At 64.9% G+C, this 11,654-nt stretch carries 10 protein-coding genes; 4 read left to right on the top strand and 6 right to left on the bottom strand.

All coding sequences use genetic code 11. The features are described from left to right. Positions 1 to 258 precede the first annotated feature (258 nt). From ACZ4AA_RS38075 to ACZ4AA_RS38065, 3 genes are all read right to left on the bottom strand, one after another. Positions 259 to 483 carry a helix-turn-helix transcriptional regulator gene (locus ACZ4AA_RS38075; protein WP_467613241.1) on the bottom strand — a complete coding sequence of 75 codons (225 nt, stop codon included), beginning with the start codon at positions 481 to 483 and terminating at the stop codon, positions 259 to 261. Then, positions 480 to 1,055, bottom strand: coding sequence for a Uma2 family endonuclease (locus tag ACZ4AA_RS38070; RefSeq protein ID WP_467613239.1), 576 nt, complete (start codon positions 1,053 to 1,055; stop codon positions 480 to 482). The genes ACZ4AA_RS38075 and ACZ4AA_RS38070 overlap by 4 nt, the downstream gene beginning before the upstream one ends. 303 nt (positions 1,056 to 1,358) lie before the next feature. After that, positions 1,359 to 1,697 carry a hypothetical protein gene (locus ACZ4AA_RS38065; RefSeq protein ID WP_467613237.1) on the bottom strand — a complete coding sequence of 113 codons (339 nt, stop codon included), beginning with the start codon at positions 1,695 to 1,697 and terminating at the stop codon, positions 1,359 to 1,361. Positions 1,698 to 2,321: 624 nt separating this feature from the next. Between ACZ4AA_RS38065 and ACZ4AA_RS38060 the strand changes: the two genes are divergently transcribed. Next, complete coding sequence (locus ACZ4AA_RS38060; RefSeq protein WP_467613235.1) at positions 2,322 to 2,546, top strand: hypothetical protein; 225 nt, start codon at positions 2,322 to 2,324, stop codon at positions 2,544 to 2,546. Positions 2,547 to 2,801: 255 nt separating this feature from the next. Here the strand turns inward: ACZ4AA_RS38060 and ACZ4AA_RS38055 are convergent, their stop codons facing one another. Next, on the bottom strand, positions 2,802 to 3,293 hold the full coding sequence (locus tag ACZ4AA_RS38055) for a DUF4265 domain-containing protein (RefSeq protein ID WP_467613234.1): 492 nt from the start codon (positions 3,291 to 3,293) through the stop codon (positions 2,802 to 2,804). 576 nt (positions 3,294 to 3,869) lie between these two features. Further along, on the bottom strand, positions 3,870 to 4,052 hold the full coding sequence (locus ACZ4AA_RS38050; RefSeq protein WP_467613232.1) for a hypothetical protein: 183 nt from the start codon (positions 4,050 to 4,052) through the stop codon (positions 3,870 to 3,872). A gap of 600 nt (positions 4,053 to 4,652) precedes the next feature. On the opposite strand from ACZ4AA_RS38050, the gene ACZ4AA_RS38045 reads away from it, so the two are divergent. Both ACZ4AA_RS38045 and ACZ4AA_RS38040 read left to right on the top strand, forming a co-directional pair. Further along, positions 4,653 to 5,351: a DJ-1/PfpI family protein gene (locus tag ACZ4AA_RS38045; RefSeq protein ID WP_467613230.1), complete on the top strand. Its 699-nt coding sequence runs from the start codon at positions 4,653 to 4,655 to the stop codon at positions 5,349 to 5,351. A gap of 227 nt (positions 5,352 to 5,578) precedes the next feature. Beyond that, complete coding sequence (locus ACZ4AA_RS38040) at positions 5,579 to 8,236, top strand: LuxR C-terminal-related transcriptional regulator (RefSeq protein ID WP_467613228.1); 2,658 nt, start codon at positions 5,579 to 5,581, stop codon at positions 8,234 to 8,236. Between the two features lie 76 nt (positions 8,237 to 8,312). On the opposite strand, the gene ACZ4AA_RS38035 is transcribed toward ACZ4AA_RS38040, so the two are convergent. Continuing rightward, on the bottom strand, positions 8,313 to 8,786 hold the full coding sequence (locus ACZ4AA_RS38035; RefSeq protein WP_467613226.1) for a GNAT family N-acetyltransferase: 474 nt from the start codon (positions 8,784 to 8,786) through the stop codon (positions 8,313 to 8,315). Positions 8,787 to 9,021: 235 nt separating this feature from the next. Between ACZ4AA_RS38035 and ACZ4AA_RS38030 the strand changes: the two genes are divergently transcribed. Continuing rightward, positions 9,022 to 11,184, top strand: a complete 2,163-nt coding sequence (locus ACZ4AA_RS38030) for an MMPL family transporter (protein ID WP_467613224.1) — start codon at positions 9,022 to 9,024, stop codon at positions 11,182 to 11,184. Positions 11,185 to 11,654 lie beyond the last annotated feature (470 nt).

The raw sequence follows: 11,654 nt of genomic DNA, 5'->3' as shown, positions 1-11,654 counted from the left end.
TGGAGGGCCGGTCAGTCCTGGAGTGGAAATCCCACGCCAGGCACGGCCCGTTGAACGGGGAACCCACCCGAAGGCCCAGCCGGTCACCACCGGCAGCCAGGCGGGAATCCCCGCCCTTTAGGGCGGGGAGGATGTCAACTGCATCGCTCTCTGAAGGGAGACCGCCGGTACGACGGGTCGGGGAGCCTGGACGATACCGGCACCGCGAACTCGGCAGCTACGCAGTTTCGGAACTCTCGTTGCGTCGCTGACAGACCGTCAAGCTGAAGGCGGTACCTGGCCGGCGTCGGACGTGAAGGCGACCGTCAACTGGCAGTCCAAGGCCGACGCGATGCGGTCCAGGAGCGTGAGCGTGGGCAGATCCCGCCCGGATTCTATGCGTGAGATGGCGGCTTGCCCGGTTCCGGCGAGCTCGGCCAGGCGCGCCTGAGACATCCCGCGGCGTCGGCGCCACAACCGCACCATGTCTGCCGTGTCGTTCACTGTCCGTCCTTGCTGTAGCGGGGCAGACCAGCAGTGTCGATCTTCCATTCGGCGATGGTGATGGTGTCCGAGAACGTGTAGTGCTGTCTGTTGTCGTACGTGGGCACGCCACTTCGGTTCACCGGTGCCCAGTGATGAACTGCGCTCCCGTCCCGGGGGTCGACGATCAGGTAGTGCGGGACGCCCATGGATGGGTAGTCACGCAGCTTGCCCTCGTAGTCGTTGCTGGGATTGGACCGGGAAACGATCTCGATCACCAGATGACAGCGGCGGGGGTCGATCGCATCGCTGTCGGCTACGGCTTCCTCTTCGTCGATGACGACGAGATCCGGTACGCGCAGGATGCCGAGTCCGGCATCTTCCATATCGGTTTCGAGCATGAGGACCAGGTCCGTACTCAACTGGGGCTCCAGCTGGGTACGCAGGCGGTGAGCAACCAGCTGATGCTGCTTCTTTGGGCTCATCATCATCAGCAGTTGGCCATGGCTGATCTCCGGCCAGGCCAGTGGCTCTGGCCGGTCGAACGTCTCACGGAACTCACGCAGATGCCGGTAGACGCTCTGTTCCGTCATGCATCCACCGTACATGACGAAATCGTCATGTCGCGTGACGGGGCGACGAGACCTCGCTTGCGGAGCAGTGTGAAGCCGGTCCAGCCGCACATATGGCGCTTGAACGCCTTGATCCGGTCGATGACACTGGAGATGGCAAAGCTTCACGTTCCTCGGAGCGTTGCGTCTCGGTGAGGGGTGGCGCCCATGACCCGAGCACTTTGCGGGGCGCCGCGTACTTCGGTCGCAGGTCAGTGAGGCAACTGGCGCGAGAGCGCAGGGGCTTCCCGAGCCGAGGGCGCAGGCCTGGGCTGCCAGGAAGCTTCAGTCTTCCCCTGCTTCTGCCGGAATCAGATGCGGGGCACGGGCTCCGAGAATGCCCAGGACTTCCCGCAACGCCGGGCCGTGAAGCTCCGGGAAGAAGTCCCGGTCGATCCTGTCCTGGCGGGCCCAGATGCCGGCGAGTGACTCCGCGCAGTGCTGGGCCAGGACGCTTTCGAACCGCTCCCGCCGAAGGATCTTGAAGATCTCCTGTTCGAACCAGGCCCCCGAGTGGTCCTCCAGGTCCATGGCGGCGTCGAGTTGGTCCCCTTCAGGTGCGTCAGGGTCGTTGAGGATGGCGAGCAACTGGACCGCGACGAAACCGTCCGGCTGTGACGTCATCGACGTGACTCCCTCAAGAACTGGTCTCCTGCTCCGCAGCGATGATCGCACCGAAACGGCTCTCCTCGATGCCCTGTCACCGGCGCACTCCGCCTGCCCCTCGCTTCCTCGGTCCGAGCGGGGTCATGGACGGGTTCCAGATCTCCGAGCCGACGTCATCATTTCTGGACGCCGGCGGATTTCCTATCGCTCAACGGGAAGTGCGTCCGGTATCCGAAGTCGCCCACGACAGAACCTCCTTGGCCCGGGTCACTCCCTGCCCGCCGACTCAGCCGACGCGAGTTCGTAGGTCAGGCACTCATGGAACAGCGCCGCGATTGCCTCCGAGTTCGGACGCTGTCGCCGCGGCTCGCGCACCCGGTCCAAGAGCCCGCCAAGACACCAGGTCTTGCCGCCAGTGTTCCGACCACATTGGTTCGCCGGGTTCAGGCAGGTGGACGCGACCCTGCGCTGACGACCGTGCGCCTTCCCCTTGGCCGTCAGCTCACCGCGCACGTCCCGCACCTCCCGCGAATGGACCGGTCCATCGTAGGGGTCGGCTGGGATCCTGCCGGGGGCCTGCCGGGATGGAGAAGAGCCCGGTGACCGGGCCCGCGCCGACGTCCGCCGGATCACGGTGTGACGATGGCGAAGTCCAGGCCGGGCGCCTTGGAGGGCGAGGACGGGAACACCCTCCGCCACGTCCTCGTCCGCGCCGACACCGCGTACGCCGCCGAAGCGGTCGGCATGGCTGTGGGCTTCTGCGAGGCCGACCTGGTCCTGGTCCCTGCTCCGGGGGAACCGGAATGGCGCCGCATCGTCAACGAGGTTGCAGGAAGCCGGAGTTGGCCCCGCACTCAATCCTCGTAATCATCGTCCCCGCAGGTCGGGCACGTATAGAACCCGTCACCGGAGAGTTCTACCGCCCGTGTTCTATTGCATGAATTGCAATGACGGTAAGTGCTGTTCGAGTCGTCGAGAGGAGATTCGCGACGAAGTTTACGTATCAACCGAAGCCATTTGATCATCGGGCGGTGAACCCCATCGCGCTGTAGTGGGCCGGGATCGTGCATCTTCGGCAGTTTGTCCCGGGGATTGGTTCGGGCTGGACCGGTCGCGGCGCGGTCAGTCCGGTGTGGTTGAGAACGGCATGGCGTCGGCCCATTCCCGGAAGGCGCCGGCCGCGTCGACTTCCCGTTGCGGCAGGGCGAACAGCGGGCTCATGTCGGTGTCGGGAGGGATGTCGAGGGCGACGAAGTGCTCCCCGTGCCATTCGCTGAGCAGCCCGGATTCCTTGATCGAGTCCTTGATGAGGCTGATGCTGCGGCCGAGGCGTCCGGCGTCCGCGCTCGGCCTGAGCAGTGTGCGCAGGACGCGGTGTCCGCTCCTCCGGACAACTTCGACCACGCGGGCTGCCGGTGACAGGCGGACCCGGTCTCCGAGGGCGAGGCCGTAGGCCATGAAGGGGATGCAGGCCACCGCGTAGGTCCCGTCCTCTTCGGGCCGAAACCACAACTGCTCGATCTGCCCGGCGAGATCGAAGGGGGCCGGATCGGCCTGGGCGACGTAGTTGCTCTCGGCCCGCCCGACCGGGTCCTCGTGCACGACGTACTTCATCTCCGCCCCCTCTGCCTGCTCGTCTCGACCAAGATCATCCCATGGCTCCAGCCGGCGAAGCTGATCGGGCGCTTCCCCGCCTGCCGCCCTTTTGCTCCGCCCTGGCTTTGGAACGGGCCGGGCGGCAGGACTCGGTGCCGGTCTCGAGCGGTCCACCATCAGCCGATGCACATAGCCAGCCATCGGCGGCTGTGATCCCCGGGCGTCCTCGTCTTCCCACCACAGCTCCCAGGCCCCGGCCACGCGGCCGTTGGCCTCGGCGAGCCAGACCTCACCACTCGCCATGGACTGCGGAAGTGGTCCTCGTCCAGCTGGCCGGGCTGCCACTGGCCGGTGATGCCCTGGGCGAGCGTCCAGCGGGCAGCGTCGTCGCGCAGACGAACCAGAGCGGCGTGTCTATCAGCCGTGACCAATCGGAACGGAATGGCCAACTGTCGCGAACCGGGCAGTCGGTCTGGGCAGGCCCGGAAGTACTTAAGAGGGAGAGGATGTCAACATCAGAAGAGCAGGCAGGGCGCCCGGTCGGATCCGCTACTACGGAATCCGGCCGAAGCTGCCCCGTCTGCGCTGACAGAATCAGTCGGCAATGATGATCTCGTTGTGGTTGACCCAGCTGTCCCCACCAACGCCAGACACCGAGACGGGCGCCGTGTTCTTGTCCGCCTCGGCGTCAAGGACGACAGGAACGACGATCTCGTTGTGGTTCATGCTGCCGGTCTTGACAGCACAGATGATCCCGGACTCGGCAACGCTCTTCATGGCTTCTCCTACTTGGTGTCCAGCGGATCCCCACCAGTGCGCGGTGATCCGGATGCCCGAAACGTATGCGAGCGCCAACACCTCTGAATGAGTAGTCGGTACTCGGCCGCGGACGGAGAGCGTCAGATGCCGCGAAATGGCTTTGCTGGTCGGGCAGTCGTCGCAGCGGAACACCAGCCCGTCGCCGGGACGCCCCCATGTTGAGCAGCAGATACTCATTCGAGGAAGTCGCCCGCCATCGAGACTTCACGAGGACAGCCCGCCCGCCCCAGAAGGAAGTTGATGTCTCAGAACGACGTGGTGCGCCGCGGCATGGGCTCGCAGCACAACCAGGCTTCTCGTCGCGGCCCTGCCCTCTGACTGACTGCCTGCGCTCGGACGGGTGCTACTGGGCTCCGCCTGGCCGGCCGCTGCACAAGCGTCTTCCTTTGTCGCAGGTGGCTCAGGACAGGACGGCGGTCGCTGTTCGTACTAGGCTCCTCGAATAGGGGCAGGGAACGGTCACACACGGTAAGTGAATTTCGCTAGAAGTGCCTTCGCGAGAGGATACGTCCAGCCCTTCACTGGCCTGGTCCTCATTCATGCAGGTGAGGTAGCAGCATGAGCGCAATCAAGTCGATTCTGTTTCTCGGATTCCCCAATTTCGGAGAGCAGGACCTGCTTGCGCCATGGGAACTCCTGCGCTCTTTGGCCTGGACACTCGGCCGGCAGGGAGAGGAACTGGAGGTGACCCTGGGCAGCTTCGAAGGGGGCACCATCACCACCCACATGGGCGCCCAGGTCGCCAGCGAGACCACGGTCTCACCGACCGACCGCTACGACCTGCTCTACATTCCCGGCGGCATCGGAGCGGGGGCAGCGAGCCAGAACAAGGAAGTTGTGGACTACGTTCGGGCCCACCACGACGACGGCCGCTGGGTGGTGGGGAATTGTGCCGGGCTGAGCGTGCTGCACCGAGCAGGCATTCTGGCCGGGAGCGAGGTGACCGCTCCGGCGACCGTCTCACGTCGGCTCGCGCAGCACGGCGAGAACGTCGCCAGCCCGCGGCGTGCCTGGAAGATCGATGCGGATCGCAAGATCATGACCGTGGGGGGTGCCGGGACGGTGCACCCCAGCACCATCGCCCTGGTGTGGCACCTCTTCGGGGAGAACCAGGCGCGAGACCTTGCCACCACGTGGGACACCCTGCCTCTCCACGGTGAGAGTCTCTTCGCCCTCGACGGTCCCGTCCTGAACGACGACGAAGCGGCCAAGGCCAAGCTCCAGGACACCTGGGAGGACATGTTCCTTCCCGAGTAGGTGCCGGCCGACAGCTGCCGCCTCAGGGATCCCTGCCGGCACTGCGCCGCGGCGTGCGGGCGAACGCATGACGGCCACCTTGCCGCCCGGCTCGCGTCGCATGACGCGACGGTGTCCCGAAGCACCGGATTTACAGAATCGCTTGTTCCATTGCGGCCGCTGCACGGTCGGTCGGCCATGAACACCGTCACCTGCGGCTTCAACCTTCCAGAGGTATTCTCAGCAACATGGACACGCAGTGGCCTCTGATTGGTCGTGCCACGGAACAGCGGAAGATAGAGGACATTCTCAAGAATGGCACGCTGAGAGGCGCCATCATTTTGGGACCGGCCGGCGCAGGAAAGACTCGGCTGGCACTGGACTCACACGAGCGCGCCTCGAGTCACGGGTTCCACTCGCTCTTCGTCTCAGCGACACACGCATCCAGGGAGATCCCCCTGGGAGCTTTTGCGCCATGGATGTCACCCGACGGGAGCGGCCTCGCTGAAACACACTCCGTTCTGGCGAAAGCGGCGGCATCCCTGAAGCGCGTCGCAGGCAGTCGCCGTCTGCTTCTCTGTATTGACGACGTCCAGTTCCTGGACAGTGCATCCATTCTCCTCCTGCGGCAGATGATCACGCATCACCGCGCGTCAACGGTAGCGACATGCCGGGATGATGCGGCATATGCCCACGACGTCATGGCGCTGTGGAAAGACGGTCTGCTCGCACGGATCGACCTGCCCGTACTCGGTGAGGACGACTCCGCGAAAATCGCGGCAGCCGTCGCCGGAGACCCCGTCGACTCGATGACAGCTTCCGAAATCTATCGGCTGAGTGACGGCCTGCCTCTGACCGTGCGGGAGCTGATCATTTCCAGCAAAGAAAAAGGGCAGCTCACCTTCAAGAATGGAACCTGGTCGCTCTCAGGTGAGATCACCGCCGCAAGCCGGCTCGTCGATCTCATCAAGGAACGAATCCAGGAATCCTCGCTCCCACAGATCGATTTGCTTCAGATCGTGGCCCTGGGGGAGCCTGTCCTCCTGAGGCACCTCCTGAACGTTTTCGATGTTTCAGAACTTGAAGAACTCGAGAGCCGATCCATTCTTGCCGTGCGTGAGGAAGGAGGTGAGGAGGAGGTCCGCTTCGTCCATCCGCTCTACAGTGAAATTCTACGGAATTCCCTTCCCCCTCTCCAGCGCCGCCGCCATGTCCGAGAACTGATGAAGCTGTACCGTCTGGATTCTCAATACCGGGCCGACGTGGCGTTGAAGCTTGCGCTCTGGAGCGTCGAACTGGGAGAGGACCCGGATCCTGCCGTGCTGCTCAATGCTGCGTTGATTTCTTTCGCTGCGCTGGATCTGAAGAAAGCGCAACAACTCTCCGAAGCCTCATGGAAGGCTGCTCCGACCGCAGAAAATTCCACACTCCTTGGGACGGTGCTGTGGATGCGGGGGCGCTACCGCGAAGCCGAGGACGTCCTTGCTGTCGCATGGTCCGCAGTCCGTGACCCTCGGGAAAGGGCCATCGTGGGACTGGCGCGGGCTACGACGCTCGAAGGTCTCGAAAAATTTCACGAGGCGGAGGCGCTCCTGGGGCAGACCCTCGCAGTCCAGAACGAGGCGCAAGAGGCCGGGCGAGACCTGCCGGACCTCGACTACGGCGGGCTTCTTCAGGTCAGAAGAGCCAAGCTCTTGCTGCATCTGAGCCGGAAAGCAGAAGCAGTAGAGATACTCGACTCATATCAGGATTCACCGGACCCTTATATTCGCTGGGAAGCGGGTATCACCCTGGGTCTGCTCCTGGCCCATGATGGGCGACCGGGCGACGCCTCTCGTGTCGTAGAATCTCTCGACCCCCCGGAATTCCATCGCTACAGCCGTGTCCTTCTGAGCCATCACCCGATCATGAAGGACCTCGTCAAGACAATCGCTCTGATGCAGTCCGGCCGGATAGGAGAGGCGATCGAGTTGCTCTCGAACGGCCAGATCGAGAACGTCTATCGCGAATCTCCCAGCGCGCGAGCCATGCTGGAGGGAGCCCGGGGGGAAGCGGAACTTCTGCGCGGTGACGCGCGCGAAGCAGCCAGCCGATTGACACGTGTTCTTGCGAGCGAAGTCGAACAAGGGTGGCCTCTCGGCCGGACCTACCTGCAGTGCTGCCTGCTCCAGGCAGGAGCTCTGACGGGCGACAAGAAGACCATGACGACGGCACGGTCCGGTATCGGTTCAGGTGATGAATCTCTGGCCTACGCGGTCGGAGCGCAAGTCGTCGCAGAAGCATGGGCCGCAGCCGCGGACGGTGAGATCGATGCGGCACAACAGCTTCTCGTGCAATTCCTTGAAGGACCGGACGACGCGAGAGAGACCATCAGGCTGGAGGCGGCGCACTCGCTGGCACGCCTCGGCGATGCCAAAAGAGCGGCGCTCTACATCCACCACATTTCGCCTCCGCAGGGGCCGTTGCTCTCGGCTCGCATCCAGAGCATCGAAGCTCTCGCACGCAAGGACGCGGCAGAGCTGGAACTGGTGGGTAGGAAATTCGAGACATGCGGAGCCTATCTGCTTTCCGCGGAATCCCACGCCGACGCGTCACGGATCTATACGCGACACGGCAACAAACGTGCTGCCGCCAGGGCGATGAGAAGCAGTTCCAGAATGCTCGAGCACTGCCCCGGAGTTCGCACACCGGCGTCGGTGACCGTGGGCGAGGCGATCCAGCTGACGGACCGAGAACGGCAGATAGCACTGTTCGCCGCGCAAAACATGAGCAGCGCAGAGATCGCGGAACGGCTTGTGCTGTCCGTCCGCACGGTCGACAATCACTTGCAGAAGATATTCTCCAAGCTGGGAATCAAAAGCCGCCGGGACATCAGAAAATCCCTGCGCCTCGACCCGGACACGTAGAGATCTCCACGGAGCGGTGTGTGCCGGACAGGTCAGGGAACCGTCGAGGTGTGCTTCCGTTCTGACGGGCACGGGTTCACCGGGTGTGGGCGGGTGTCCAGCGAAGGGTCATGTCGGGCAGGTTCTCCATGTTGCGATCGCCGTCGCTGGTGTCGAGGACGGTGAATCCGTGGCGTTCGTAGAACGCGCGGGCGTCGGTGTTCTGCTGAAAGACGTGCAGTGACACACCGTCCGGGCTGTGCCGCCTGACCTCGTCGAGGAGCAGCGTGCCGATTCCCTGCCGGCGGACGTCGGGGCGCAGATAGAGGTGTTCGAGCATGTCGCCGTCAAGAGCGGCATAGCCGATGATCTCCGCATCACGCACCGCGACCCAGGTGCGACATTGCCTGAACACGATGTCCCGGACCCATCGGGTCACCTGCTCGTACTGGCGCTTCTGCGGCGGCAGATAGGGCATGGACGCCGACCGAGAGGCCATGTGGATACGCGCGATCACGGCTGCGTCCGCCTCCGCCGCGCATCGGATCTGAGTCTCGCCGTCGTCACTCACACCGGAAACCTACAGGCGGTCAGGTACTGCACCCAACGGTTGACCCGGTGAACGTTGCCGGGAACATAAGCACCGGCTGCTCATGAACGCGGGGTTCGAGTCGACCAGCATCGGCCATGGAGGAACTGTCCGACCGGACCCCATCCGCGTCGGGCAGAGAGCTGCTCGGCGATACCGGCCGCAGCATCAGGCCGACCCTGTTCCTCCCGCGCCGATCGAGCCCTCTGGAGCTCTCGTGGCCACGTATCTGTACCGACTTGCCCGTCTCGCCTTCCGGCGGCGACGCATCACCGCTCTGGTGTGGCTGGCTCTTCTGGTGATGGCGGGGGTGGGTGCGGCAACCGCGTCGTCTGCCACCTCCGCAACGTTCTCCCTGCCAGGAACCGAGTCCCAGCGGGCCTTCGACCTGATCGAGAAGCGGTTCCCGAACAGCAGCGCTGACGGAGCTACAGCCCGGGTCGTCCTCAGGGCCGCCGACGGGCACCAACTGACCGCCGCCGTCCAGAAGGACGCCGTACGCGAGGTGGTCGCTGACCTCAGGTCAGGTTCTGAGCAGGTCGCGGCTGTGGCGGATCCCTATCAGGCGAGGGCGGTTTCCAAGGACGGGTCCACCGCATACGTCTCCGTCACGTACAAGGTCACGCCGCCCGAGGTCAGCGACGCCACCCGCGGTGCGTTGGAGGAGGCCGGACAGAGGGCCGAACACGCTGGTCTGAAAGCCGAGATCGGCGGTGATGCCCTGACCGTGACACCGGCACCGGGTGCCGGAGAGATCGTCGGTGTGGTCATCGCCGCCGTTGTCCTCGTGATCACCCTGGGGTCGCTGGTCGCCGCCGGCCTTCCTCTGCTGACCGCGATAGTCGGGGTGGGCATCGGGATCTCCGTCATCACGGCCCTGTCCAGCGCACTGGATCTCGGATCCACCACGTCGACACTGGCCATGATGATCGGACTTGCCGTAGGGATCGACTACGCCCTGTTCATCGTCTCCCGCTACCGCTCCGAAGTGGCGGAAGGAAGACAGCGCGAGGAAGCGGTGGGCCGAGCCGTCGGCACGGCCGGGTCCGCCGTCGTCTTCGCCGGCCTGACCGTGATCATCGCGCTGGCCGGTCTGTCCGTGGTGGGCGTTCCGATGCTGACCAAGATGGGCCTGGCCGCCGCCGGCGCTGTGGTCATCGCGGTCCTGATCGCCCTGACCCTGGTCCCAGCGCTGCTCGGTTTCGCCGGAAGCAGGGCCACGGACCGCAGGAGGAAGACGGCGCGGCCGGCCCGGAGCAGGGCCAACCTCGGCAGCCGGTGGGCAGGGTTCGTCCTGCGCCGCCCGCTGACGATTCTCCTGACGGGTGTACTGGGGCTGGCGGCTGTCGCTGTCCCGGCAGCCTCCCTGCAACTGGGCCTGCCCGACGACGGCGCGCAGCCTTCCGGCACCACTCAGCGCAAGGCCTACGACCTGCTGTCGGACCACTTCGGCCCCGGCTTCAACGGCCCCCTGCTGGTGGTCGTCGACGGGGACGAGGCCGCTGCCGGACAAGCGGCCCGGACCATCACGAGCATCGGTGGCGTCACGGCCGTCAGCCCGCCCAGGACCAATGCCGTCGGCGACACATCCGTGATCACCGTGATCCCGCAGGGCCGCCCCTCATCAGCCTCCACCGAGAACCTGGTTCACGAGATCCGGAACCGCTCCGAACGTGACGTCCTGGTCACGGGCACCACGGCACTGAACATCGACTTCTCGCAGCAGATGAACAAGGCGCTGATGCCCTACCTGTCCCTGGTCGTGGGACTGGCCTTCGTCCTGCTCATGGTGGTCTTCCGCTCGATCCTTGTCCCTCTGAAGGCCGCGCTGGGATTCCTGCTCTCCGTAGTGGCCGCACTGGGCGCCGTCGTCGCCGTCTTCCAGTGGGGCTGGCTGGGTTCCCTGTTCGGTGTCGAGCAGACCGGTCCGATCATGTCCATGATGCCGATCTTCATGATCGGCGTGGTTTTCGGACTGGCCATGGACTACGAGGTCTTCCTCGTCTCCCGCATGCGCGAGGCCTACGTGCACGGCGAACGGCCTCACAACGCCGTGGTCACCGGATTCCGGCACAGCGCACGCGTGGTCACCGCGGCCGCTGTCATCATGATCGCGGTCTTTGCCGGCTTCATCGGCTCCAGCGAGCAGATGATCAAGATGATCGGCTTCGGACTGGCCGTCGCGGTCTTCTTCGACGCGTTCGTCGTCCGTATGGCCATCGTTCCCGCCGTCCTTGCTCTGCTCGGTCGCCGGGCGTGGTGGCTGCCCCGCTGGCTGGACAGAGTGCTGCCCGACTTCGACGTCGAAGGAGAAGGGCTCTCCGGTACTGCCCCGAAGGCGCCGGCCGCGGACGCGGACCACGAGCTGGTCAAAGTCTGACTTCTCAGCCGTCCGGTAGGCGGGAGGCTTGGTCGGCAGGCCAACCAGCCAAGTCGCTTGGAGCGAGCGGCAGCCCGGATGCGCGGCGCGACGTGGGGACGTCGGTGCCGCAGTGCTGCACCCGTCGGACGGACGTCCGGTGGGTGCAGCACCCTTCTGCGTCCTGGAGTCGGCTACGGGCCATGAGACGGGTACGCCTGCCGAGGCGGTCGAGGGAGCCGGCTGGGTGTACGGCAGAGGCGGGACCGGCGTTCGGTCCAGGCTCCTCTGGGCGACCGGCGCGGTGTCGGCCGTCAGGCACCAGCGGCGCGGCTGCGGGGGTGAGTTGACGAAGCGGCCCGCCGGCCGTCTCTCGCGGTCGGGGGAGCTGCTCCGAAACTTTTCCTTCCAACTGGAATAGTCATGGTCCATGTGTATGTTGTGGAGGGTGACTCACCCGACCAGCCCACACAAGGAGCACACCGTGAGCA

The sequence above is a fragment of the Streptomyces sp. NPDC024698 genome (genome assembly GCF_055559015.1).
This window is presented reverse-complemented; position numbering and strand designations above follow the sequence as displayed.

Bases quoted from the DNA above. Each gene is read 5' to 3' on its own strand.
- ACZ4AA_RS38055 (WP_467613234.1), bottom strand. From the start codon at position 3,293: ATGAAGTACGTCGTGCACGAGGACCCGGTCGGGCGGGCCGAGAGCAAC.
- ACZ4AA_RS38065 (WP_467613237.1), bottom strand. From the start codon at position 1,697: ATGACGTCACAGCCGGACGGTTTCGTCGCGGTCCAGTTGCTCGCCATC.
- ACZ4AA_RS38045 (WP_467613230.1), top strand. From the start codon at position 4,653: ATGAGCGCAATCAAGTCGATTCTGTTTCTCGGATTCCCCAATTTCGGA.
- ACZ4AA_RS38060 (WP_467613235.1), top strand. From the start codon at position 2,322: ATGGCGAAGTCCAGGCCGGGCGCCTTGGAGGGCGAGGACGGGAACACC.
- ACZ4AA_RS38040 (WP_467613228.1), top strand. From the start codon at position 5,579: ATGGACACGCAGTGGCCTCTGATTGGTCGTGCCACGGAACAGCGGAAG.
- ACZ4AA_RS38070 (WP_467613239.1), bottom strand. From the start codon at position 1,055: ATGACGGAACAGAGCGTCTACCGGCATCTGCGTGAGTTCCGTGAGACG.
- ACZ4AA_RS38050 (WP_467613232.1), bottom strand. From the start codon at position 4,052: ATGAAGAGCGTTGCCGAGTCCGGGATCATCTGTGCTGTCAAGACCGGC.